This is a genomic window from Rufibacter sp. JT20002, from assembly GCF_056491185.1.
Genome location: NZ_JBSZJY010000002.1, coordinates 594404 through 619230 on the forward strand (window position 1 = coordinate 594404; position 24827 = coordinate 619230).

At 51.0% G+C, this 24827-nt stretch carries 17 protein-coding genes; 8 read left to right on the forward strand and 9 right to left on the reverse strand.

Translation table 11 applies throughout. The features are described from left to right. The first annotated feature begins 17 nt into the window (after positions 1–17). From glgX to treY, 3 genes are all read left to right on the forward strand, one after another. Positions 18–2171 (forward strand): glycogen debranching protein GlgX, encoded by a 2154-nt coding sequence (gene glgX / locus ACW9SV_RS11985; RefSeq protein ID WP_479557003.1) that lies wholly within the window; start codon positions 18–20, stop codon positions 2169–2171. Next, complete coding sequence (gene treZ / locus ACW9SV_RS11990) at positions 2164–4002, forward strand: malto-oligosyltrehalose trehalohydrolase (protein WP_479557004.1); 1839 nt, start codon at positions 2164–2166, stop codon at positions 4000–4002. Before glgX ends, treZ begins: the two co-directional genes overlap by 8 nt. 629 nt (positions 4003–4631) lie before the next feature. Then, positions 4632–8861, forward strand: coding sequence for a malto-oligosyltrehalose synthase (treY, locus tag ACW9SV_RS11995; RefSeq protein WP_479557005.1), 4230 nt, complete (start codon positions 4632–4634; stop codon positions 8859–8861). A gap of 102 nt (positions 8862–8963) precedes the next feature. On the opposite strand, the gene ACW9SV_RS12000 is transcribed toward treY, so the two are convergent. Both ACW9SV_RS12000 and ACW9SV_RS12005 read right to left on the reverse strand, forming a co-directional pair. Next, the gene (locus ACW9SV_RS12000; protein ID WP_479557006.1) at positions 8964–9884 is read right to left on the reverse strand and encodes a helix-turn-helix domain-containing protein; all 921 of its coding nucleotides are present in this window, start codon (positions 9882–9884) and stop codon (positions 8964–8966) included. Between the two features lie 18 nt (positions 9885–9902). Further along, the gene (locus ACW9SV_RS12005; RefSeq protein ID WP_479557007.1) at positions 9903–10793 is read right to left on the reverse strand and encodes an NmrA family NAD(P)-binding protein; all 891 of its coding nucleotides are present in this window, start codon (positions 10791–10793) and stop codon (positions 9903–9905) included. A gap of 288 nt (positions 10794–11081) precedes the next feature. Here ACW9SV_RS12005 and ACW9SV_RS12010 point away from each other — a divergent pair, with 288 nt between their 5' ends. Then, complete coding sequence (locus ACW9SV_RS12010) at positions 11082–11618, forward strand: DUF2911 domain-containing protein (protein WP_479557008.1); 537 nt, start codon at positions 11082–11084, stop codon at positions 11616–11618. Between the two features lie 143 nt (positions 11619–11761). On the opposite strand, the gene ACW9SV_RS12015 is transcribed toward ACW9SV_RS12010, so the two are convergent. The 6 genes from ACW9SV_RS12015 to ACW9SV_RS12040 form a co-directional block, all read right to left on the reverse strand. Next, on the reverse strand, positions 11762–11989 hold the full coding sequence (locus tag ACW9SV_RS12015) for a hypothetical protein (RefSeq protein WP_123125786.1): 228 nt from the start codon (positions 11987–11989) through the stop codon (positions 11762–11764). Positions 11990–12177: 188 nt separating this feature from the next. After that, positions 12178–12945, reverse strand: a complete 768-nt coding sequence (locus tag ACW9SV_RS12020) for an MBL fold metallo-hydrolase (RefSeq protein ID WP_479557009.1) — start codon at positions 12943–12945, stop codon at positions 12178–12180. Between the two features lie 75 nt (positions 12946–13020). Continuing rightward, positions 13021–13947 carry a helix-turn-helix domain-containing protein gene (locus ACW9SV_RS12025; protein WP_479557010.1) on the reverse strand — a complete coding sequence of 309 codons (927 nt, stop codon included), beginning with the start codon at positions 13945–13947 and terminating at the stop codon, positions 13021–13023. 198 nt (positions 13948–14145) lie between these two features. Further along, on the reverse strand, positions 14146–16419 hold the full coding sequence (locus ACW9SV_RS12030; protein WP_479557011.1) for a TonB-dependent receptor: 2274 nt from the start codon (positions 16417–16419) through the stop codon (positions 14146–14148). A gap of 11 nt (positions 16420–16430) precedes the next feature. Next, positions 16431–17774: a tetratricopeptide repeat protein gene (locus ACW9SV_RS12035; RefSeq protein WP_479557012.1), complete on the reverse strand. Its 1344-nt coding sequence runs from the start codon at positions 17772–17774 to the stop codon at positions 16431–16433. A gap of 67 nt (positions 17775–17841) precedes the next feature. Further along, positions 17842–19929 (reverse strand): DUF4331 family protein, encoded by a 2088-nt coding sequence (locus tag ACW9SV_RS12040; protein ID WP_479557013.1) that lies wholly within the window; start codon positions 19927–19929, stop codon positions 17842–17844. A gap of 533 nt (positions 19930–20462) precedes the next feature. Here ACW9SV_RS12040 and thpR point away from each other — a divergent pair. Then, the gene (gene thpR / locus ACW9SV_RS12045) at positions 20463–21008 is read left to right on the forward strand and encodes an RNA 2',3'-cyclic phosphodiesterase (protein WP_479557014.1); all 546 of its coding nucleotides are present in this window, start codon (positions 20463–20465) and stop codon (positions 21006–21008) included. A 55-nt stretch (positions 21009–21063) separates the two neighbouring features. Here the strand turns inward: thpR and ACW9SV_RS12050 are convergent, their stop codons facing one another. Beyond that, positions 21064–21798: a DUF3667 domain-containing protein gene (locus tag ACW9SV_RS12050; RefSeq protein ID WP_479557015.1), complete on the reverse strand. Its 735-nt coding sequence runs from the start codon at positions 21796–21798 to the stop codon at positions 21064–21066. Positions 21799–22068: 270 nt separating this feature from the next. Here ACW9SV_RS12050 and ACW9SV_RS12055 point away from each other — a divergent pair, with 270 nt between their 5' ends. The 3 genes from ACW9SV_RS12055 to ACW9SV_RS12065 all read left to right on the forward strand — a co-directional run bounded on the left by ACW9SV_RS12055 (position 22069) and on the right by ACW9SV_RS12065 (position 24786). Then, positions 22069–22689: a pseudouridine synthase gene (locus ACW9SV_RS12055; protein ID WP_479557016.1), complete on the forward strand. Its 621-nt coding sequence runs from the start codon at positions 22069–22071 to the stop codon at positions 22687–22689. A gap of 207 nt (positions 22690–22896) precedes the next feature. Next, positions 22897–23589 (forward strand): LuxR C-terminal-related transcriptional regulator, encoded by a 693-nt coding sequence (locus ACW9SV_RS12060; protein WP_479557017.1) that lies wholly within the window; start codon positions 22897–22899, stop codon positions 23587–23589. A 336-nt stretch (positions 23590–23925) separates the two neighbouring features. Continuing rightward, complete coding sequence (locus ACW9SV_RS12065) at positions 23926–24786, forward strand: MBL fold metallo-hydrolase (RefSeq protein ID WP_479557018.1); 861 nt, start codon at positions 23926–23928, stop codon at positions 24784–24786. The last annotated feature ends 41 nt before the right edge of the window (positions 24787–24827 follow it).

The window sequence follows — 24827 nt, forward strand, 5'->3', positions numbered from 1 at the left end:
ACTGAACCTAAAACACAATGAACATAATTACCTATCCGGGCAGTCCATTCCCACTGGGCGCCACCTGGGATGGCAAAGGGGTGAACTTCGCCCTGTATGCTGACAATGCTACTAAGGTGGAGTTGTGCCTCTTCTCTAATGTTACCGATGAAATAGAAACCGCCCGAATAGAAATCATTGAGCGGTCTTACCAGGTGTGGCACACTTACATTCCGGAACTGGAACCCGGGCAGTTGTACGGCTACCGCGTGCACGGTCCTTATGAACCGGAAAACGGGCATCGCTTTAACCATAACAAAGTCCTTATTGACCCTTATGCCAAAGCTATTGCCGGTACAGTGAACTGGCACGGGTCGCTTTTCGGGTATGACATCTACGCCGACACCGAAGACAAAGACTTAACCTTTAGCGAGGAAGACAGCGCTCCGTATATTCCAAAATCAGTGGTCATAGACCACAACTTTGACTGGGAAGACGACAAAGCCCCCAAGATCTCTTACCACAAATCCATCATCTATGAAGCCCACGTGAAGGGATTCACCCAGATGCACCCCGAAATCCCGGAAGAGATACGAGGTACCTACGCTGGTATTGCGCATCCTGTCACTATCCAGTACCTGAAAGACCTGGGGATCACCGCCTTGGAATTGCTTCCCGTGCACCACTTCATCACCGACTGGTACCTGCAGGAAAAAGGGCTCACCAATTACTGGGGGTATAACTCCATTGGCTTCTTCGCCCCGGATGTGCGGTACTCCAGCAGCGGTGTGCTAGGTCAGCAGGTGATTGAATTTAAGCAGATGGTGAAAGCCTTGCACAAAGCCGGCATTGAAGTGATTCTGGACGTGGTGTACAACCACACCGGGGAAGGAAACGAGAAAGGCCCTACGCTGTCGTTCAAAGGAATCGACAATGCTTCTTACTACCGCCTGGTAGAAGATGACAAGCGCTATTACATGGACTACACCGGTACCGGTAATACGCTCAACGCCAATTTGCCCAGTGTACTCCGCCTCATCATGGATAGCCTCCGCTATTGGATTCTGGAAATGCACGTAGATGGGTTTCGCTTTGACTTGGCTTCGGCGCTGGCGCGAGAACTGCACGCCGTAGACCGCCTGAGCTCCTTCTTTGACATCATCCACCAAGACCCGGTGATCTCCCAAGCCAAACTCATTGCCGAGCCTTGGGACGTAGGCGAAGGCGGGTACCAAGTAGGAAACTTCCCTCCGGGCTGGACTGAGTGGAATGGTAAATACCGTGACTGTATGCGTGATTTCTGGCGCGGTGAGGACAGCATGCTAGCCGAGTTTGCCAACCGGTTCACTGGTTCTTCAGACTTGTATTTTGATGACTTCAGAAGACCAACGGCCAGCATCAACTTTATTACTGCCCATGATGGCTTCACCTTGCATGACCTGGTTTCTTACAACGAGAAGCACAACGAATCCAACGGCGAAGACAACAAAGATGGCGATGACCATAACCGCTCCTGGAACTGTGGCGTGGAGGGTCCAACCGAGGACAACTGGATCATTGACCTCCGGAACCGCCAAAAAAGGAATTTCCTGGCTACCATGTTCCTGTCACAAGGGGTACCTATGCTGGTTGCCGGAGACGAAATGAGCCGCACCCAGAACGGGAACAACAACGCCTACTGCCAGGATAACGAGATTTCATGGTTGAACTGGCCCGGCGCCGATAGCCACCTGATGGAGTTCACCAAGAGGCTCATCCACTTCCGTAAAAACCATCCGGTGTTCCGCCGCCGCCGTTGGTTTCAGGGGCAACCCATCAAAGGTCATGGCCTGGAAGACATCCAATGGTTCTTACCGAATGGGGAGGAGATGGAATACGAGCACTGGGAGCAGGACCACGCCAAGTCGTTGGGCGTTTTCCTAAACGGGCGTGGGGTTCATTCCCGCGGGCCTCAGGGCGAGGTGGTACTGGATGACTCCTTCTACGTGATCTTCAATGCCTACCATGATTCCATTGTGTTCCATGCCCCGCCTGCCAAATACGGAGAGGAGTGGATTGTCTCGGTGGATACCTTCCGTGACCTGGTAGAACCAGAAAACCCTACCCGGTACAAAGCCGGCGAATCATTCTTTGTAGAGGGCCGCTCGGTCTTAGTTTTGAAGAACCCTATTTTTCATACACCCCATGAATAAAATAGACGTCAGCAAAAGAACCCTGGGCGTTACCTTTAACCCCCAGGGACTCGCCGAAATACTGGTGTGGGCACCCAAAGCCGAGCAGGTGGAGATCTGCCTGAACAACGGAAACACCATCATTCCGCTGCGCAAAGGTGAATTTGGCTACTGGCACGAAACCACCGACCAGGTAGAGCCCGGCGACACCTATAAATTCAGGATAGACGAAGACCAGGAATACCCAGACCCCGCCTCTTTGTCCCAGCCCGAAAGTGTGCACGGTCCGTCCCAGGCCGTTGATGTAGACAGGTTCAAGTGGACGGATGACCAATGGAAGAACCTGCCCCTGGAAGAGTACGTCATGTACGAGCTGCACACGGGCACCTTCTCGCCAGACGGCACCTTTGCCGGTCTGGAGCAGAAACTAGACTACCTTAAAGAACTGGGCGTTAACGCCATTGAAATTATGCCCGTGGCGCAGTTCCCAGGCAACCGCAACTGGGGTTATGACGGGGTTTTCCCGTATGCCGCCCAAAACACCTACGGCGGACCTAAAGGCTTGCAGCACCTGGTAGACGTTTGCCACCAGAAAGGCTTTGCGGTAGTGTTGGACGTGGTGTACAACCACATGGGGCCCGAGGGCAACTACCTGGGCGTGTACGGCCACTACTTCACCGACAAATACAACACCCCTTGGGGGCCAGCCCTCAACTTTGACGATGCCTGGTGCGATGGCGTACGTCGCTACTTCACCGAGAATCTCTTGATGTGGTTCCGGGACTTCCACATTGATGCCGTACGCATGGATGCCGTGCATGCCATCAAAGACTTCAGCCCCAACCACATTCTGCGGGAAATGAAGCAGCACGTCAACCAACTCATGGAGGAAACCGGCCGCAACCATTACATGATCGTGGAGCTGGACCTCAACGACACCCGCTTCATCAATCCGCTGGAAGAGCAGGGCTACGGCATGGATGCCCAATGGATTGACGAGTTCCACCATGCCCTGCGCGTGACCATCACCGGTGAGCAGACCGGCTATTACTCAGACTTCTCGGGCATCAGCCACCTGGCCAAAGCCTACCAGGATGCCTATGTTTTTGACGGGCAGTTCTCGGAACACCGCATGAAAACGTTTGGGGTCAAGGCCGAAAACAACCCGGGCAAGCAGTTCGTGGTGTTTACCCAGAACCACGACCACGTGGGCAACCGCATGATGGGCGAGCGCCTGGGTGCCTTGGTGAGCTTCGAAATGCAGAAACTGGCCGCCGGGGCCGTGCTCTTGAGCCCGTACCTGCCCATGCTCTGGATGGGTGAGGAGTACGCTGAACCTAATCCGTTCCAGTACTTCGTGAGCCACACTGATCCTGACTTGGCCGAAGCCGTGCGCAAAGGCCGCAAAGCCGAGTTCGCCGCTTTCCACGCCGAGGGAGAAGCCCCGGACCCCATGGCAGAGACTACGTTCAACAACTCCAAGCTGCAATGGGACCTGGTACAGCAGGAGCCGCATCAAACTTTGTTCCGCTACTACCAAACCCTCCTGCGCCTGCGCCGCGAACTGCCCGCTCTGAAAAACCTGGACCGCAAAGCCGTGCAAGCCGAGGCAAACGAGTCCCAGAAAACCCTGATTCTCCAGCGGGGACAAGGAAACCAGCAGGTTATCGCCTTGATGAACTTCTCCCCACAACCTCAAACCGTCACTGTTCCTTTGGGAGCCAAAAACCTGCAACTGGTGCTGGATTCCGCTGCGCCGGACTGGAAAGGTCCTCAGGCCGCAGAGGCTTCGGTAACAGGGGGGGCTACTGTAACCCTGCAGCCGGAGAGCTTAGTGGTGTACACAGCATAAATCATTTCAGGTCTGTTTTCTCTAAAACAGGCCTGAAATATAACCTACTTCAAGTTTGAGCGCAGCGGTAACTTGGAGTACAAATGACCGCCAGTTTGTAACTGGCGAAACACCGACCAGGTATTGCGCCAAGCCAGTTACAAACTGGCATAAATTGCAGCCACAAGTTACCGCTGCGCTCAAACTTGCGGCATAACTGGGGCATGTCTGCGTTCTTCAGGCATAAAGCTGTTTTCGGCCTGTATCAGAGAAAACAGGACAGAAATGATTCTAAAATAAAGGAATGTAGAGACAAGGCACTGCCTTGTCTGCACGTTTGCAGGGGAGTTTTCCAGGTGTAATGTCCACCGCTGGCGCGAGCTTCCAGCTCGTGCCTTCTCAAGGTGATTTAACCTTTACTGCAATGCCTGTCCCTGAATGCGTGCGGAAACGGACCCTACAAGCTCGCTCCAGCGAAAGGAGTTTCTTAAATAGGAAATAAACACCTTTATAGTACCACGTTTTCTGCCGTTTATCCGTAGAAACGGCCTAATACACAACTTGTACGCTTCACTTATTGATATAAGAAAAGCAAGAGGAAACAACTAACAAACCCATTCCTATACCACCTCTACAAACAACATAAAACTATGCATAACCCTGTCGCGACGTATCGCTTGCAGTTTCATAAGGAGTTTACCTTTCAGGACTTTGAGCGCATTATACCATATCTGCAGAAGCTGGGGGTAAGCACCATCTATGCTTCGCCCATTTTTGAGGCTACTCCGGGCAGTACCCACGGGTATGATGGGGTGAACCCGCACCGCATCAACCCCGAGATCGGGACCGAGGAAGAGCTGAAGACGCTGGCTGGGGCCCTGAAAGAGCAAGGTGTCAGTTGGTTGCAGGACATCGTGCCCAACCACATGGCCTATCACCCTAATAATCCCTGGCTCATGGATGTGCTGGAGAAAGGCCCTCTAAGCCAGTACCATAAATTCTTTGACATTGGTTGGACCAGCTCAGTATACAACGGGCGCGTAATGGTGCCGTTTTTGGGCGGCAAGCTGGAGGAAGTGATCCAGAACGGCGAACTGAGAGTAGCCTTCAACGAGGAGCAGCAACGCCTGGTGCTCAAGTATTATGACAGCGCCTACCCCTTGAACCCAAAATCTTATGATGACATTTTGCGGGCGGGTGGCTCTAACCAGGCCATTGAGCAACTGCTCACCAAATTGGAATCCATTCATAATGACGAAGACCTGAAAGGCTTCTCGCTAAAGTGGGATGAGTTCCGGCAGCAATTAACGTCTTTGATGAAAAACGACGTGGTGCAAGCCTCGGTAGAAGAGGGGCTGCAGGTGTTCAATAAAGACAAAGACCGCCTGCTGCAAATCGCCCAGGAGCAAGTGTACCAGCTCTGCCACTGGCAGGAAACCGATTACCAGATCAACTTCCGCCGGTTCTTCACCGTGAACGGACTCATCTGCCTCAACATCCAGGACCCGGAGGTCTTCACTACCTACCACCAGTACATCAAGCAACTGCAGGACGAAGGTGTGTTCCAGGGCCTGCGCATTGACCACGTAGACGGCCTCTATGACCCTACCAGTTACCTACAGCAACTGCGTGAACTGGCCGGCGAGGAAACCTATATTGCCGTAGAAAAGATCCTGGAGCCCGGGGAACCCATGCCCAAGCAGTGGCCCATCCAGGGGAACACCGGCTATGATTTCCTGTCGTTCGTAAACAACCTGTTTACCTACAAACCCGGTCAGGAAGCCTTTGACCAGCTGTACCACCAATTGGTAGGCGAGGGGGCCGAGGTGCAAGAGCAGATCCATGAGAAGAAAGCCTACATCCTGAACGAGAACATGCGCGGCGAGCGCGAGAACCTGTACCAATTCTTCCTGGAGCAGCGCCTGGTAGACGAAGAGGTCTTGAGCAGCGTGGAGCCGGAAACCCTTAAAAGCGCCATCGGCGAGTTCCTGATCCAGTGCCCGGTGTACCGCTACTACGGCAACCAGATGCCGCTGGACGGTGAAGAAGCCGAAGCCGTGCAGTTGATTTTCAACCGAATCAGGGAAAGTAAACCGGAAATGGTTGGGGCCGTGGAGCTGCTGGAAAGAGCTTTGCTGGGGACAGCCCCCGAAGGCGAAGATGATTCGTACCTGGAGCGGTCGCAGAAATTTTACCAGCGCTTGATGCAGTTCAGCGGTCCGCTCATGGCCAAAGGGGTGGAAGACACCATCATGTACACTTACAACCGCTTCGTCGGGCACAATGAGGTAGGAGATTCGCCGGAGGCGTTCGGTACCAGCCCCGAGGAGTTCCACCAGATCATGCAGGACCGCCAAGCCAACTGGCCGCTGTCTATGAACGGCACCTCTACCCATGACACCAAGCGGGGTGAAGACGTGCGGGCGCGCCTAAACGTACTCACCGAACTGGCCGAGGACTGGACCGCCGCCGTGCAGGAGTGGCGCGAACTGAACGCCGACCTGAAGCAGAACGACGCCCCCACCGTGAACGATGAATACCTCATCTACCAGACCTTGCTGGGCGCGTACCCCATGCCGGGCCAGGACGAAGATGAATTCGAGAACCGCGTGCAGGAGTATCTGCAGAAAGCGCTCCGCGAAGCCAAAATCAACTCCAACTGGACCACGCCCAACGAGGAATACGAAGCGGCCACCAAGGCTTTTGCCGTGAAGCTGCTGGACAAGAGCCGTCCGTTTTGGGCCAGTTTTGAGAAATTCAGGGCTAAAACCACTGACTTTGGCATTGTCAATTCCCTGAGCCAGGTGCTGCTCAAGTTCACCGCGCCGGGCATCCCGGATGTGTACCAGGGCACCGAACTGTGGGACTTCAGTTTGGTAGACCCAGACAACCGTCGCCCGGTAGATTATGAAAAGCGCCAAGCCTGGCTCGAAGACCTGGATAGCACCGATCTGCGCCGCCTAGAAGCCCTCTGGGAAGATCTGTGGGAGAACCGCTATGATGCCCGCATCAAGCTGTGGCTCACCCGAACGCTCTTCACCGAGCGCAAGAACAACGCCGACCTTTTCGCTAAGGGCAAGTACCTGCCGCTGGCCGTAGAGGGCGAATACAAAGACCACGTGCTGGCCTTTGCGCGGCAGCACCTGCGTACCTGGTACGTGGTGGCGGTGCCGTTGCACCTAGCGGCCCTGGCCAAAAAGCAAGGCGTAGAGACCCTGCAGGACATCGACTGGAAAGACACCAAGGTGATCATTCCGGAAGACGCGCCCAAAGACTGGCAAGACACCTTCATCAAAAACAACGGCAACTACGCGCATGAACTGAGCGTGGCCGATCTGTTCGGGATTTTCCCGCTGGCCTTGCTCAAACTGCAGGCGCAGAACGAGCGCGGCGCGGGTATTCTGTTGCACATTACCTCGCTACCCTCGGCGTTCGGGATTGGCGACATGGGACCGGAGGCACGTAAATTCGCTGATTTCCTGCAGGCCAGCAACCAGAAGTACTGGCAGTTGTTGCCGCTCAACCCCATAGAGGCGGGGCAGGGCTACTCGCCGTACAGCTCCATCTCCAGCCGGGCGGGTAATCCGCTGCTCATCAGTCCGGTGCTGCTGGCCAAGGAAGGTTTGCTGAACGAGGCAGACCTCAGCCAACACCACCTGCCGCAAACCGGCAACGTAGACTATGTGCAGGCCCAGCGCGTGAAAGACGAGCTGCTGGAACAAGCTTGGCAGACGTTTAAGTCCGGTGATTTCCCTACACTGCAGCAGCAGTTCATTGACTATTGCGGCACCGTGGCCAGCTGGCTCCATGACTTCGCGCTGTACGTGCTCCTGAAAGAGCAGAACGGCGGCAGTGCCTGGTTCCAGTGGACCGAGGAATACAAGCAACGCGACCCTTCCGCGCTGGAGAAACTGGCCCAAGACAACGCCGATGCCGTAGACAAGATCAAGTGGGTGCAGTTCATCTTCAACAAACAGTGGAAGCGCCTGCGCACGTACTGCAACAACCGCGGCATCCAGATGTTCGGGGACATGCCGTTCTACATCAGCTATGACAGCGTAGACGTGTGGGGTAACCGCGAGATCTTCGCCGTGGACGAGGAAGGCCAGATGACGGGCGTAGCGGGTGTACCACCCGATGATTTCTCGGAAGACGGACAGCTCTGGGGCATGCCGGTCTTTAAGTGGGATGTGCTCAAGGAGCAGGACTACGGCTGGTGGATCGGGCGTTTGCGCAAGAACATGGAACTGTTTGACCTGGTGCGCCTGGATCACTTCCGAGCCTTCGCCGACTATTGGGAAGTACCCGCCGGTGAAACCACGGCCAAGCAAGGCGAGTGGAAACTGGGACCGGGCGCTGATTTCTTCACCTTCGTGCAGAAAGAGCTGGGCAGCCTGCCGTTCATTGCCGAGGACCTGGGCGAGATCAACGACCTAGTATTGAAACTGCGTGATGATTTCAACCTGCCAGGCATGAAGATCCTGCAGTTTGCGTGGGGCGACGAGATGCCACAGAACGCCTACATGCCGCACAACTATGCCCGCAACTTCATTGCCTACACCGGTACCCACGACAACAACACCACCCTGGGCTGGTACCGCAACGAAGGCAAGGAGTACCACCAGCAGATTGAGCACTATGTAGGCCGCGAACTGGGCGAGCACGACATCTACTGGGTCTTCGCTCGTCTGGCCTACGCCTCGGTGGCGAAAACGGCCATCCTGCCGCTGCAAGACGTCCTAGGCATTGACGAACTGGGCCGCATGAACACCCCCGGAAAAGGCGAAGGCAACTGGGGTTGGCGTTTGATGCCGGGCCAGATTAACAAACAAACCGAGGACCAGCTGCGGGAGTGGACCAAGTTGTATAACCGGGACTAAGCTTTAGAATAGTATTTAAACAGTAAAGCCATGGGAGCGCAGCTTCCATGGCTTTACTGTTTAAATCACTTTTTAATGAATGGTTAAAAACCAATTGGTAATCTAATTAAAAGACTGCCTGAATTCTAAAGGTGACAGATTAGTCTTGGCCTTGAAGAGTTTACTGAAGGACTGTGAATGCTCAAACCCCAAGTCAAACGCAATCTCGCTCACGGTCAGCGAGGTGGAGGACAATTGCTCCTTGGCTTTTTCAATCAACTTGTCATGGATGTGTTGCTGCGTACTTTGGCCAGTCAAGACTTTCAAGAGGCTGCTCAGGTAATTGGGAGACACGTTCAGGGCATCGGCAATGGCCTGTACGGTGGGCAATCCTTGTTCCGCTAGGGTGTTTCCCTGGAAGGCCTCGACCAGGATTTTCTCCAATCTTTCCAGGATCTGATGGTTGGCTTTTTGACGGGTGAGGAACTGCCGGTGGTAAAACCGCTCGGCATAGGTAAGGAGCAGTTCCACATGGCCTAGGATCACCTGTTGTGTATACTTGTCCATGTTGGAATGGTACTCCTGCTGAATGGTTTGCAGAAGGTTGGAGAGAATGGTTTCTTCCTTTTCAGACAGAAACAAGGCCTCATGCACCGAATAGTCAAAATATTCATAGTGCTTGATGTTGGTGGCCAGAGGTGTCTTCCAGAAGAAGTCAGGATGAAGGAGCAGCATCCATCCCGACCGTTGAACTTCTTCTGCTACATTCGCTTCCACTCTGTACACTTGTCCGGGAGCTATGAAAAACAGAATACCTTCTTCAAAATCATAGTCCTGCTGCCCGTACTTAAACCGCACATTCATGTTCCGTTTCATGGCGATATTGTAGAAATCAAGCACAAAACTACGGGTGCCTTGGCCAGCCGAATTAGGAATCATTTCCAGGTTTATCACGCTCACAAGCGGGTGATCAGGCGCCGGAAGCCCCATATACCGGTGGTACTCTGAGATGGTTTTAAACCTGATGGGTGGTTGGCCAGACATAATACAATAGTAGAAATTTCAATGAAAAGCTCCAGCAAATTCCTGAGCAAATTGGTGCAGCTTTACTTGGCCCAATTGCGTGGGGCGGTGTTGAAAGTAATCTTCAGCAAGGGTACCGTTCTGTAGGCCGGCATACATTTCTACCAGCCCTTCAGCAATCTGCGGGTTCATGCCAGCACCTACCAAGGCGTGGAGCACCTCTTCATCAGCTACTATTTCCCATTTCAGGTCTGGTTTACCTATGGCGGCTCCCAGGACACGGGCGGTCTGATGGCCCGTTAGCTCTTCACTGGCCACATAGCGTATTTTTCTGCCGGAGGCCGTACTCACCAGTTCCTCAGCAGCAGCTGCAGCAATGTCTATAGGAGAAACCCACGGAATGACTGAGTCTCCGTAATTGGTGGCAATCACGCCCATCTGCTTGATCATCTCTACAAAGCCGAAAAGGTTGTAGTAGAAAGAAGTTGGGCGAAGGTGCGTGATGGAATTTTCGGCGGGTAGTTGGTTCAATATCTGTTCTACGTCATGTGCGCCCAACAGTATGCCGTTGCCTTTTTGCAGGTTCGCGCCAATGCTGCTCAGGTTCACCACCCGCTGTACGCCCGCTGCGGCAATGGCTTGACGGTAATGGCTACCTAGTCTCCGGTAATACGCCAATATGTCCAGTGAGGGATCAAAGTAGTTGTTGGGCGGCACCATGGTATAGACGGCATCTGCCCCGGTAAAGGTAACAGTTAGGAAAGGCACATCTTCCAGGGAGCCAATGGCAGCGGTTGCGCCCAATGACTCTATTTCCTGCTTCTTGTCTGCGTTTCTGCTGATGACGGTGACTGCATGCCCTTGCTTTACCAAAGTGGAAGTTAAAGGACGGCTGATGTGGCCCAAAGAGCCGGTTACAACAATCTTCATAGTGGTATTGCTTTGATTCATAAACCAAAGGTCACAAAGCGCAGCCTGGCTGGTGTAGCCTAATCTATGATTGTTGTAGCCGTTTGTTAGAGGTGCTTAGATAGAGGAGCGGAAGATTACATTTGCAGGCTATTTTAGGCTAAACAGCACTAAAATGCCTTTTTAGTTTCAGATATGCTTGGCAGAAGAAGCAATACAACACATCAGCAACTTCAGCGTTCTTGTTGAAACATTTCTTTAAATGGCAAAATAGTTTACATTTAATACCATAAATAACTTACTAGAACTATGAACACTCCTAAAAACAACTTCTTACTGGTAGCAGTCCTTTTCCTCCTCACCATCACCACCTCGGTGTTTGCCCAGGATGCTCCTAAGCCTAAGGCCAGCCCGGCGCAAACGGCTACAGGAAAAGTAGGGGCTGCTAACATTACCATTGCCTACAGCAGCCCGGCGGTGAAAGGCCGGAAAGTGTGGGGAGAACTGGTGCCATATGGCAAGGCGTGGAGAGCTGGTGCGAACGAAGCCACTACTTTCACAACAGACAAAGACATCATGGTGCAAGGCAAAACCCTGAAAGCAGGCAAGTACAGCGTGTTTATGGTACCTGGTGAGCAACAATGGCAGGTGATCTTCAACTCACAAACTGGCCAATGGGGCACTAATCGCGAAGGCGCTAACTTTGATCCGGCAAACAACGTGTTAACGGTAAATGTGACGCCTAAGAAGTTGGCTAAGATGAATGAGCGTTTGGCTTATAATGTAACGCCGCAGGGCTTCTCATTGGTTTGGGAGAACCTGGAAGTGCCGGTGGCTATCAAGTAAAACCTGTAGAAAAGGTAGTACCAGGATTCCCTTGTAAAGGAGATTCTGTCATCATCAAAAACGAGAAAGCCATAGCAAATTGCTATGGCTTTCTCGTTTTCAGGCCTTTATACAAAAAGTAGGTCTAAAACTTATAGGGTAATTTACCTGTTCTCAGGCTCATTGGTGCGGCTTTTCAGATCATCCTCGTCCTGCCGGGAAAGGAAACCTTCGTGTCCGGTATTTCCCGAGGAACCAGCATCATACGTAGAGGATGACGCGCTGTTCCGCAGTTCTTCGGTGTCTGGGTTGTAAGTGGCATGCGGATCTGCCTCGCTCTGCTTTCCGGTGGTAGGGTTTGGATCCTGCTCTTTTTTATCTTGCTCTGCCATGATTTCTTCTGTTTAGTGAGTGTTTTCTCAAAAGGGTTCTCTTTCTACGAATGCGGTAGGCAGTAGTTGAGGCGAAGAGCACTAACCCATCGGCACAGAATCGGAAAGAGGTTGATGGAAGTTACCTTGTTCCAGTGCTTCTATCAGCCTCTTTCTTTACATGTAGAAGCGTAGAGTTCTACTTCTCTCTATAATGTGATGGTCTCGCCATCCTGAGGGATAATCACTTTTTTGTTCCCGATTTTGTTTTCCTTCAACATCTGCGTCAGACTCTCTCTGGTGGTAAGGCAGTGGTCCAGGGCATCCATGTGCACGGCAATAACTTTGGCGTCTCCGCTTTTTTGGAGCAAAGCTAGCGTTTGCGCCTCGTTCATTAGGATAGGGGTAGCTTCCATTCCCGGGAAAGCCGCGCCTCCTGAGTTGATTACAATCACATCGGGGTTGAAGCGCTGGATGGTTTGCTCAATTTCCTCAGTCCAGATGCAGTCGCCCACAACATAGATAGTAGGCTGGTTCTCCGCTTGCAACAAAAAACCCGACACGGTGCCCATCTGCTTTAGGATCTCACCGCTTCCGTGTTGACCGCCGGTACGATGAAGGGTAATGTTGTTCCAAACCGTAGACTCCTGAACCGATTCGGTATTGGTGAACTTCTCTTTTTGGAAGTAGGCCTCGTCTGCCGGTTGGTTAAAAAGTTTGATAGACTTTTCTAACACCTCATTCGCTACCGCGTCAAAATGGTCGGGGTGGGTATGCGTGACCAGCACGGCATCCAGGCCTTGGGTAATTTCCTCCACCGCCATGGGTAACTCCACCATCGGGTTTCTGGCTTTACCGGCCAGCGGATCAATGGTGTCTTTGGGCATGAACATTGGGTCTACCAAAAGCCTTTTTCCGGCATAGGTTAAAAGGAGCGTGGCGTTTCTGACTAACTGTATGGTGGCACTTGACTTCATGACTTTCTTATGATACTAGGTTGTACATCAGGCACAAAGGTAAATGCCCAGATAGAGCCAGCACCTACCAAAAAGTCAGGAACTACTACCATTTTGATAACCACTCAGAAAGGCAGAGGTAGTCTGGCCGGTTTGTTTTTTGAAGAAGCGCATCAAATGGTTAGCTTCTGAAAAGTGTAAGGCCTCCGCTATCTCGTTTACAGTTAAGTCGGAATGGATCAGGTAGTTTTTGATCTCAAAGACCAGCCGCTGCTTTAACAAATGCGCCGCCGTGACATTGAACTGGGCTTGCACCGCTTTGTTCAGCGTGATCCGGCTGATGCCTAACAGCGCGGCATACTCATTGATCCGCTGCTTTTCCTTAACGTGCTGCTCTATCAGTTTCTTGAACTGGTACGCATAGTTATTTTCGGGTTTCTCCAGAGGCAGTTGGTTGCGGGTGGCATACTCCCGGTTGAGTTTCAGGAGAAGATAATACAGCAGAGACCGAACAATGTGCTCGCTGTCCAGTTTAGGATGAACGAGTTCTGATTTGATCTCGGTTAGTTTTTCGCAGATGCTTTCCAACTCCGCGCTTTGCACCACCAGGTTTAGCGGATGATCCAATTGGTAGAAGTACAGCAGCCGGTAGGTGAACAGTTTATCGGCGAAAAAGTCATTCAGGAAGTCCTCCTGGAAGATCAGAAGGGTATAGTCCAAAGGATCAGCCGTTAGTTTCCACTGCCTTTTCTGAAAAGGAGATAGAAACAGGATGGTGTTATCCCTTACCTGAATCTTCTTTTGGTTCAAAACCAGGTAGCCGCTCGCCTTTTTGAAAAAGTAAATTTCAAAGGAATCAGTGGAGTACACGCCGGTATCTTGGTCCTTGTAGCCCGGGTGAATTGCCAGCAGCTCCTGCCCCGAAATAACGTTGAGCAGTAACTCAACTCCGCATTCGGTCTTGTTGAATCTGATGTTTTTGAAGGCTTGCTCCTGCATGGTACCTATTGTATACAGCGCCAAAACTAAGCATGTTTTAGGTCATCCGCTACCTGGCCCAATTGTGGGTATAAGCCTTTGCTGCTTTAAGAAAAGAAATCTTGCGTAAGGAAAACTCTGCTGAAGATGGGTAGAAGTATTTGGCTTAAAGCAGAAGAAAAAAATGTTTAAGAGCCGTTTTATGGAAAACAGCTCTTAAATAGAATGTTGTGAATCTTTGCTCTACAAACCGAAGGTATACGACACTCCAAACTTAACAAAGAAGGGGGTACCGGGGGTGAAATGGATTTCTGATACAGGGTCTACTTCATTGGCTAAGCGGGACTCGGTTTCAAACTGTGCTTCTTTCCAGTTGCTGTTCAACAGGTTTTCGCCACTGAGTTTAAACTCCAGGTTCTTGTAGGTGTAACTGGCCACGGCATCCAGCAGGAAATAGCCATCAGCGGTTAAGCTGTAATCTTCATTGGCTGCTCGGTCGCCAACAAAGCGGTACCGCATGCTGCCTTTGATCCCTTTCTTGTTCTGGAAACTCAGGCCGCCGGTACTGGTGAAAGTAGGAGCGAGGGGAATGTAGTTATTGCCTTTTTCCTCTTCCCGAGCCCTAGGCTTGGCTAGGTTCAGGTCCGTATCCAGATACAGGTAATCGGTTATTTGGCCGCGCACCGAGACATCCAACCCATAGCGACGCGATTTGCCCGAAGGCTCTACTACACCTTCATCGCCCACGTACACTAATTCTTGATCCAGGTCAAGGAACCACAGCGCCGTGTTCAGGAACCAACGGTTAGCGGGTTTAAAGGTAAAGCCCAGGTCCGTGCCCCGGGCGGCAGGTAAAGCGGCTCGTCCGCTGGTGCCAGCTGAGACGCGGGTGTCATTGGAGTGGTAGCCCATGCCCGAATTCAGGTACACCTGTACCATTGGTGATACTGCATAGGTCAGGTTCAACTTTGGGCTAAAGCGGTTCTGTGCATTTTTCAGCACAGCGGGTACGTCTTGCTCTGCCAAGGCATTCCGGTAGGTGAAGAAGATGCGGTCCGCGCGTAGAGCAGCGTTCACGGTAAACCGGGGCGTCAGTTCCCATGTCTCGCTTATGTAGGTAAAGGCATTCAGCTCGTCTATGTCGCCTTTCTGTACTTGGGAGAGGGTAATAGACCGGTTTTTAGTGTGCGACAACTCGGAGTCATGGATGTCATCGTACCGGAACCCGAGGCCCATTTTGTGACGCAGCGGGAAACCCAGCAAGGTGAAATCCTGCTCATAGCTGCTCTTGTAGCCGTAGATCTCGCGGTTTTCCTTTTGCCGAATCTGGTCGCCGTTTTCGGGATCGTTCAGGAAAAAGGTGAAATTGGAATACAGTTCAAAGCCGTACTTCACGGCATAGGCTTGGTTTTTCAGAAGGGCGCCGTTGCCCAGGGTTTTGTCCAGCGTTAGGTTGGCATTATAGCGGGAGGTGTAGCCGCCCTCGGTGTCATCAATGGCGCCAAACTGGCCAATGCTGCCATCGGCTACTGAACGGTCCGGTATCTGCCCCGAGGCATCCCAGTTGCTTTTAAACGCCGACAGCGAAGCCGTTACAATGGTGTTTTTGTTGAAGATGCCTTGGTAGCGGCCCAGCACGTTAAACCGGTTCAACCCTTGAGGCGAGTCAAAATAGCCGTTGCTGAACAGGTACTCTGAAGCAATGTAGGCGTTCTGCTGATTGTTGCGGGCATTCTGGCCCAGCAGGTTCACCATGCCCACTGCCCGGTAGGTGTCAAACCGACCAGCCTCTACTTTGAGCATGCTTCGGTCCAGCACACTTCGGGTTCTGAAATCGGCGTAGCCGGCAGTGGCGAAGTTGCCTTTGTCTGCGTAATAAGGACCTTTCCCGAAATCCACGGTTTCAATGGTCTCCGGGATAAGGAAGTGGAGATCAGAATAGCCTTGGCCGTGCGCGTGCGAGACCATGTTCACCGGCATCCCATCGGCGGTTAGGCTGATGTCGGTGCCGTGGTCAATGTCAAAGCCCCGCAGGAAAATCTGTTCGGCCTTACCTCCGCCCGCGTGCTGGGCAATAACCAAGCCCGGAACCATCCGCAGCATTTCCTGGGCATTCTGGATGGGGCGCAACTGGGCATCAACGGCGCTGATCAGGTGCAGTGGGTTCTCGCGCCGGGCGGCGATGGAGACTTCCTGCAGTTCCAGGTTGCTCGTTTCCAGGTGGGAGGAAAGGGTAGTCGGTATGCCGTTCTGCACCGCCACGGTTTTCACTTCCTGCAGATAGCCCAGGTACGAGATTTTGAGTTCGTAGGCTCCGTCTTTAAGGCCATAGAACGCATACTTTCCAAAACGGTCGGTCACGGAAATTTTTTCGATCAACGGAATGGAGACCACCGCGCCCTCCAGGGGAGTATTGGTGCCTTTGCTATACACTACACCTTTAATGGAAACTTCATGCCCGTAGGCAACCTCTACCAGATGCAGGCAGAGCAGCAAAAACAAACAGAGCTTTTTCATACAAGTGGTTCTTATATTTTGGAAATAGAAGAACCCAGGAGACTTTTGCCTTCAAAGCTAAGCGATGTATTCTGGTAGGGGTTAATGGTAAACGATTTTTTTATTAGGCTCTGCCCATCCGCCAGTTTTCCTAAGCGGTAACTGATCAGCCCGTTCAGGCAAAGGAGATCGGCATCCTGGCTGTTGGTGCGGTGGGCTTTCTGGATGTGCACCGCGGCTTTGGCGTAGTTTTGCTGGTGGTAGTAGATGTTGGCCAGCGTCTTATTTACGTCAATGTTGTCTGGCCTTCTTTCATATTCTTTCAAGGCGTATTGAAGGGCTTTAGAGTAGTCTTTTTTCAACTCCAGGTGAATATTGGCCAGCTCCAAGTCCATGATATGGCCTGCTTCCTGGTCTTCCTCCATGCCTTCCAGCAGGTCTTCCAGCGCTGCTTCCGCTTTGGCGTTTTGGCCCTGTTTTTTGTAAATGCGCACCAATTCTTCCTGGAACGATAGCTCCGGCAAGGTGTTAGCGGCTTGCGTGAACAGCTCCTGGGCTTCTTTGACTTGGTTTTTCTTCAAAGCCAAACGTCCTAAACCGCTTACCGCAAAGGCATACTGGTTGTAGTACGTGAGCGCCTGCTGGTAGTGTAGTTCGGCTTTGGTTAGGTCACCGGTTTTCTCATACAAGTTACCCAAGGTCACCTGACTCCAGGCCGTTTGTTCCAAGCCCGGAAAACCTGCTTTCACGGCCGCGTGCATGGCTTCAATGGCCCCTGGTAAATCACCGTGTATTTCGCGCAGGTAGGAAATGCGGGAATATGACTTCAAGTCCGGGCGGAGGGCGGTCATCTGGTCAGCCATGGCAATGGCTTCTTCGTATTGGCCCAATTCCACGTAAGCATCGCATAAAACCCCATAGACTGCCGCACCTCGGTTGTTGAGGGCTAAGGCTTCTTTGCCGGTTTCCAGGGCTTTGTCAAACTGGTGGAGCGAAAGCTGGATAGAAGCTTTCGCCACGGTGACCTCGTACTGCATGACAAGGTCTTCTGGCTCATCTTCCAACACATCGTCTACTAGTTTAAGAGCAGCGGGGAAATAATAGGGGTGGTCTCCGGTAACCCGGGCTTCCTGCATGTACGCTAAAGCCAGCAATAGTTTGCTTTTGTGGTCCCCTGGCTTCTCGCGCAAGGTTCTTTGCAATCCCTGAATGGCAGCTTTGGTGTTCAGCCACTCGCTGGAAGTGGAGATAGGACCTTGCCGTTCTTTCAACTGCGGAATCGCGGCTTCTTGTTTGTTTTTCTTTAAGTAGAAAAAAGCCATGGCCAGGGAAAAGCCAAAAAAGAGAACCGTTAAGTAGAGGTAGTTTTTTTTCATATCAGAAGAAATAAAAGGTGGAAGGAAGTAAAAAGGCCAGTGCACCAGGGCACCGGCCTTTCTGCCATTATTTGTTCACGATGAATTTGACTGTCTGGAATGTATTGTCGCCGGTTTTGATGCGGGCGAAATACAGGCCGTTTTTCAGGTTCTTCACATCCACCACGGTTTCATGGATGCCTTTGGCTTTACTGGCTCTGTCTAATGGCGTGGCCACCAATACTCCGGCTTCATTATAGATTTGAAGGGTTACCTCACCAGGCTGGCCTATTTTAAAGCGGAAGGTAGTCACATCACGGGCTGGGTTAGGGAAGGTCTCTACTTGTTGCAGGGCTACCTCCGGCGCAGCCAGGTTCATGCTTCCCATCCCTTGGATGCCGGAAGTAGAAATAGGATTGCCGTTCAGGTCACAGTTAATGGCGATGTGGCCATCTTCAAACCCGCTCCAAGGCTTGGCCTCGTAAGGGAACTGCGTCTGGAACTCCTTGTCGTTTTTCTCCACGCCGGTGGTAAAGCTCAGTACGTCTACCAGATCCTGGGTAACCGGGCTGCCGCCGGGCACATAGTCATCGTACCACAAGCCAATGGCCGCTAGTACCACGCCACCCACCGCCTGTAACTCAATGCGGGTCACGTCATCCTCTAAGCGGCGACCATTTGGGAAGCCGTCCATGTTGGGGATGAACTCCAGGTTGGTGTTGGTATTGAACCGGGGATCGGTTAAGCCCAGCACCGCAGCCTGCACCAAGCCTAGGTTGCTGAAGTCTGGCGAGTTACGCGGGGTAACCGGAACGGCCATATTCACCCGTAGCATGTCGCCAAAAGTAGGAAGGAAGTTGTTGATGAACGGTTTTCCTTTTGCCAATGGGTTACCGCCTTTGCCGGTAGCCAGTTGGTATGGGGCCAGGTTTGGCACTCCGGTCATGAAAATGGGCAGTAAATCGACGGAGCGGGGTTGGTTGGGTCGTAGTAAGTAATTTCCGTAAAGTTTGGTGTCCAGTGCGGTACCGCGGGTGGCAGGGTTGCCTAGCAGCGGGTATAAGCCAGGGGCACCGTTCCTGAAGTCAAAGGAACCCAAAGACTTGGTTTGTATTCTTAGCGGAGCTAAACCGGGTACGGCCTGGCCAAACTTAGAGTCATCCATGTACAAGGCCAACTCTGGATTTACAAAGTACTCATCATACTTCCCGTTTTCCATGGTAGATGGTGTGGCGTTCCACTCATCTTTACGCCCGATGGGAATGATTACCTCGTTGGTCAGCGGCATGCCCAGGCGGGAAACCTGCACATAAGGACCCGAGCTGGTCATGGTACCGTCTGTGTTTCTAACGGTCATCTGCTTGCGGCTGGCCGAGGCCCACACCCCAATCACAAAGCGTGAATCCAGAATGTTGAAGGCCCGGTTTACGCTACGTTTGTAATCAGACAAGCGGTAAGATGGAATCTCCATGGCAATGGTGTGCACATTCAGTTTAGCCAACCCGTCTGGCGCCATCTGGGGCCGCAGGTTTCCTAAATCAAAGATGCCGCCTGGGTCTACAAAGAACGGATCATCCACCGGTCCGCAGAAAACCTTGGAGTTATCAGTGGTGCTCATGATAGAGGCCCGCATCAAGGCATCGTAGTTGGTGTTCAGGCCAACGGCTCCTTCAATGGAACGCGGGCCAACGTTGTAAGGAGCAACCCGGCCATTGTTCAGGATCACCTCCCAGGTGGTACCGCCGTCCAAGCTTTTCTTTACCGTATAGGTGGCTTTCTGATTTTCCTTCCCTAATCTAATCTTAAAGAAGGTGGTAGGGTCTTCGTTTACTTTTTTAAACTCGAACCGGTAGATAATGTCGTCACGGTTGGTTCTGGCGTTGTTTTTAATGTGAATGTCATAGGCGATATCCTCCCCGAAGTTATAGTAGTTAGGGCCGCCGTGAGGTAATTGGAACGGAATGTAATTGGCGATAATCACCATGTTTTCCGGGTTGGTTGGGCTCCGGAAGGCATACACATCGGTGTTATCGGCTAAGGGGTCATTGGCAATAATAGGGGCTTCCCTGTGGCTGGACGATTCAAGGTAATTACTACTTACCCCCAGGGTAAACAGACCCGCAATCGCCAGTCCGGTTACCCAAATTTTTGGCTTTAATCCGGTAAAAATTTCCATAAGCTTGAAACGTTAGGTGATGAACATCACTTACTACTCAGTAAGCTTTACCCGGAAACCTACGTCAAGCTTTATAATACTGGATTTCAGTATTTTACATAAATATTGCAATAGTTAATATATGCTGTTATTGTCTAATTAGGTGTTTCATTTAGAACTAATAATTAGATACTAAACACTTATTATTTATATGTATAACCTACTTTTATGGATGTTATCATTAGTAGGATTATTCAAAATAGAGTTCTTGAACTCTGCACCATAATTTAAACCTAGCAAGTATTTATCTATAGCTTTAAAGCGGGAGGAAAGCTTAGGAACGATCTTCTGATTCGGTTTGGCACTTTAAAGCCAAACAGATTAAAAGAGTTGTTGATAAAGAAAATTGCACTATTCAAAAAGAAGGAATGAGGTCATCAGAATCATTAACTCATTTTTAAAAAAAATATTTCCTGAAAAGAATTTTGGCAGCAAGGGGAGAAGGCAACGTATGTAGGATAAGTCAGACGAACCTGGTTCTAAATACACCACCTATGAAAGACCACCTCCGTTTATTTGTTGCTGTTCAATTGCCCGAAGAAGTTACTAGTTACTTATTGCAGGCCCGGCAGGCGTACGAAGACCCGAACATAAGGGCGGTACCCGAGCAAAACCTGCACCTCACGTTGTATTTCATCGGGAATGTGCCAGCCACCGAGGACTTGTATATCCGGCAGAATCTGGCACAGGTAGCCCAGCGGCATCAGGCGTTTACCCTTTCACTGGAGCAATTAGAGCCCGGCCCAAAGCCCAGATCCCCGAGACTGATTTGGGCCCGTTTTAAGCAAAACGAAGCTTTTACAAAACTGAGCCAGGATCTTACCCAGGCGCTTTCGCCGGCGCCTTTGAAGCAGGAAAAGTTTATCCCGCACGTGACCTTGTGCCGCTTCAGGAAGGAGGGAAGCCTACCCCAGAACTTGCCCGTTCTGACGCCAAAAGAAGAGATACTGTTCCCGGTTACTTCCTTCGCGCTGTGGCAATCGCAACTTGCCTCGCCACACCCCATCTACACCGTGGTAGAAGAATACCCGCTTTCCTGAACAAGCCTTGCCGTCCTTTTTTCAGCGTGTTTTCAGGAAAATGGCACTGAAATGCTTATTTCAGGACATGGTACAAGTAAATTCCCAGAAAGATGAGCACATACAAGGTGGTCTGGAGAAAGAAAGTGGGTAAAATCCCTTTGAAAAAACCAACGACTGTCTTCTGCCCGGTGAATTGCATACAGGCTACCGCATAATAGACGGCGTATACCAGAAGGTAAGACCAGATGATGGCAAGGTGGTACTGGGGGAAGAACTTCATCAAAGGAATAACCAGCAACAAAAAGAAGACCGTCCGTTCACCGGCTGTGTAGCAGGCAAGCACGGCAGACTCGGCAAAGTTTACCCCTTGCTTTCTGAACAGCATAGAGGTATAAAGAGCAGTGAGAGGCACGGTGAAAAAGATGACCAAGTTGAAGTGCTTGGTCATCAGGTTTGCCACCGGGTTCCCGTTTTTGGCCTGAAATACATCTACCCCGGTCAGGTTGATAATTAAAATAGAGAAGGCTACTAAGACTACCAGAAAGTTGAAGGGGTTATACAAACTTTTGCGCTTCCCGTCTACGTAGGCTCTGGCAATGATCCCGGGTCTTACCAGCAGTTGTTTAATAATCCCGAAGATGCTGGTGTCTGTATGGAAGATGGCATGGAAAAACTCGTGCAAAATATGCCCGATGGTAAGCCGGTGCACCTGGGTGGTTTGTCCGCAGGAAGGGCAGAAGTGTTGGTCCGGCTCGTAAGAGGCAGAACAGTTCAGGCAAGTGCGGGTGGCGGTTTGTAGGGCTTGCATCTTCTCTGGGGCTAAACTATTGAAAGATAGCAAACTTCTCTCATTCTTGCTATGGCTAAAAACCAGGATTTGGGTAGACCTTGATATCGAAATCTACAGGATTGTCTCCATGGTTAGGGTATCTGGGTCAAAGTCGCTTTCTGGTTTCCGGGTTCCAATAAAAAGAGGCGCTTAAAACAAACAAGGCCTTTAGCATAGTGGCATTTGATTAGCCGATTTCCATTTTAGGCCGGTTTTCCTGAAATTGGCAGTAAAATAGTCCCCGTTTCCTTGACCTCTTCAGAAACCCACCACCGCCATTTTCTCCTGCACAAACCGTTTGGCTATTTAAGCCAGTTCATCGGGAACCCTAAAAACAAGAAGCTTCTGGGTGATCTTTATGATTTTCCAGCGGGCACCATGGCTATTGGCCGATTAGACCAGGACAGTGAAGGACTTCTTTTGCTTACCACCGATGGCAAGATGAGCGAGTATGTCAGAGGCAGAAAGGTAGAGAAGGAGTATTACGCCCAGGTAGATGGCATCATCACGCCCGAAGCAATTGCTCAGTTACAGAAGGGAGGCATCGAAATTTCTCATGAAAAGCAGCCGTACTTTACCTTACCTTGTGCTGCCTACAAGCTAGACCCGGCTCCCTTATTCCCAGAGCGGTCCCGCCGGGTACGCGATGACCGGCACGGACCCACCAGTTGGGTTTCTATCACCCTCACCGAAGGCAAATACCGGCAGGTCAGGAAAATGACGGCGGCCGTGGGATTTCCTACGTTGCGCCTCATTCGGGTTAGGATAGGTGCTATTCTGTTAACTGGATTGGCTTCCGGTGAAGTAACCGAAGTAAACCAATTTGCCCTTTCCGATGGGGCTGATTCTGTTCTTTCTGAATTTAGGTAATTTTAGGGTTTGGGTATGTACCTGCAACTAATCCCTGCGTACTTGCCAAGAATGCCGTTATTTTCTTACATCAACAGCGTTTAAGATTAGTTAACTTAAACTTTCCTTCCAAAAACACCCAGATACCCAATTTAAAAAGTAGCTTAGGGCTGCAAAGAGTTATTTATCATAATAAAAGGGCTTTTACTTAATAATTGATTCTATAGCATGGATTCCTCTATCAACGCCTTGAAAGCATTGGAGCAACAGGTACAGGAATTAAAGGAGAGATGTGCTTTCCTGGAGAGAGTCATTCATGAAGTACCCGCCAATATCTATATCTCAAACCTGAAGGAAGGAGTGGTTTGGTGCAATAAAACCAATGAAACCACCCTGGGTTATACCTTGGAGGAAATCAAAGCCATGGGAGGCATGGAGTACATGCAGAAGATTGTGCACCCAGATGATTTGAACATCCCGGAAGACAGTATTTCCCATTACCAGGAGTTCACCGGGGCAGAGTTCGGTGGGGTTTTCAGGGCCCGGCACAAAGACCAGCAGGAATACAAATGGTTTATGGGATGGGCCAAAGCTTTCACCCACGAGCAGGAGGGCCAAGTAAAAGAAATCCTTTGCGTGGACGTGGACATGAGTCCGCGCATGAGCACCGAGAAACAGCTGATCGCCGCCTTACAGGAAAACCTGCGGCAGAAAAATAAACTTCTAATTAACAGCTTAAGCAAGCGGGAAATAGAAATCCTGAACCTAGTATGCCAGGGGCTGAGTTCCAAAATTATTGCCGACAAGCTGTTCTTGAGCGTACATACTGTCAACACCCACCGCCGGAACATCCAATCTCGTTTAGGAACCAACAACGTTGCAGACCTGGTGACCTTAGCCAAAGAAGCCGGATTAGGGTAGAAACCAGTACTCCTTACCTAATCTATCCCGTTCTGGAGTGGGTAGTCATGGCACCATGAATAAATCATTTTTAAACCATTCGTTTCCTAATTCATCCGCTTCTTCCATTCTGCCTTAAGGTTCAAAAGTACAAGGAAGCCTAACGCATGTAGCCGCAGGTTCCGTTGAAACCTCTTCTAGTCTAACATCCGTACTCTATCCATCAATAGTATTTAAGGCAGAGCAAGATCACTTTTAAAGCCTTTTTTCTCAAATGGCTTTAAAAACAGGGGCTTACATTACTGCTTACGTGATTTACCAGGCTACGAAGCCTGTCACCTTTAACATGGAAGACTTATGGATACCAAACTACAAGAGGGTGAAGACTACAAATTCATCCCCATGACGGCGATCACCTCTGGAAAAGCCTGGCAGGTTTGCCCCGATGTGTATTACTACACAAACCAGATCGTGAATTTTGTCTTGATAGGCAGTCCTTCACATTGGGTGTTGGTGGATGCCGGTATGCCTAAGTCTTCTGAAGAAATACGGGAGGTTGCCGATAGCATTTTCGGGGCCAAGACCCAACCGGCGGCCATTATTCTCACCCACGGCCATTTTGACCACGTGGGCGGATTGGTCGGGTTGCTGAAGGACTGGAAGGTACCGGTATATGCGCACCCCTATGAGTTTCCGTATTTGACCGGACAGCAAGCCTACCCGGAACCAGATCCATCGGTAGAAGGAGGGATGTTGGCTAAAATCGCCTCTATTTACCCCAATGATCCTATAAACATCAGCCAAGCCACCTTGCTTCCCCTACCAGAAGACGGTACGGTGCCTGAGTTACCAGACTGGCATTGGGTATTCACGCCCGGGCATTCGCCGGGGCAGGTTGCGCTTTTCAGGGAGAAGGACAGAACCCTTATCTCGGCGGATGCGGTCATTACCGTGAAGCAGGATTCATTTTACAAGGTATTGATGCAAACCGAGGAGGTGCAAGGGCCACCCCGGTATTTCACCCTTGATTGGCAAGCCGCCTGGGAATCTGCCCGAAAATTAGAAGCCCTTAAACCTAACCTGATCATACCGGGGCACGGCAAACACATGCACGGCGAGGCTTTAACCGAGGGGTTGCAGAAACTGGTGAGTGACTTTGGCACCATTGCCATTCCCAAGCACGGAAAGTACGTGGATGACAAGGATGCCACTTCTTAAATTAAAAAGCCAGGAAAGGGCGTGGTAGTCTAACACCATTC

Coding starts and splice junctions, on each gene's coding strand:
- ACW9SV_RS12040 (WP_479557013.1), bottom strand. CDS start 19,929: ATGGAAATTTTTACCGGATTAAAGCCAAAAATTTGGGTAACCGGACTG.
- ACW9SV_RS12065 (WP_479557018.1), top strand. CDS start 23,926: ATGGATACCAAACTACAAGAGGGTGAAGACTACAAATTCATCCCCATG.
- treZ (WP_479557004.1), top strand. CDS start 2,164: ATGAATAAAATAGACGTCAGCAAAAGAACCCTGGGCGTTACCTTTAAC.
- thpR (WP_479557014.1), top strand. CDS start 20,463: ATGAAAGACCACCTCCGTTTATTTGTTGCTGTTCAATTGCCCGAAGAA.
- ACW9SV_RS12050 (WP_479557015.1), bottom strand. CDS start 21,798: ATGCAAGCCCTACAAACCGCCACCCGCACTTGCCTGAACTGTTCTGCC.
- treY (WP_479557005.1), top strand. CDS start 4,632: ATGCATAACCCTGTCGCGACGTATCGCTTGCAGTTTCATAAGGAGTTT.
- ACW9SV_RS12000 (WP_479557006.1), bottom strand. CDS start 9,884: ATGTCTGGCCAACCACCCATCAGGTTTAAAACCATCTCAGAGTACCAC.
- ACW9SV_RS12060 (WP_479557017.1), top strand. CDS start 22,897: ATGGATTCCTCTATCAACGCCTTGAAAGCATTGGAGCAACAGGTACAG.
- ACW9SV_RS12020 (WP_479557009.1), bottom strand. CDS start 12,945: ATGAAGTCAAGTGCCACCATACAGTTAGTCAGAAACGCCACGCTCCTT.
- ACW9SV_RS12010 (WP_479557008.1), top strand. CDS start 11,082: ATGAACACTCCTAAAAACAACTTCTTACTGGTAGCAGTCCTTTTCCTC.
- ACW9SV_RS12035 (WP_479557012.1), bottom strand. CDS start 17,774: ATGAAAAAAAACTACCTCTACTTAACGGTTCTCTTTTTTGGCTTTTCC.
- glgX (WP_479557003.1), top strand. CDS start 18: ATGAACATAATTACCTATCCGGGCAGTCCATTCCCACTGGGCGCCACC.
- ACW9SV_RS12030 (WP_479557011.1), bottom strand. CDS start 16,419: ATGAAAAAGCTCTGTTTGTTTTTGCTGCTCTGCCTGCATCTGGTAGAG.
- ACW9SV_RS12015 (WP_123125786.1), bottom strand. CDS start 11,989: ATGGCAGAGCAAGATAAAAAAGAGCAGGATCCAAACCCTACCACCGGA.
- ACW9SV_RS12005 (WP_479557007.1), bottom strand. CDS start 10,793: ATGAAGATTGTTGTAACCGGCTCTTTGGGCCACATCAGCCGTCCTTTA.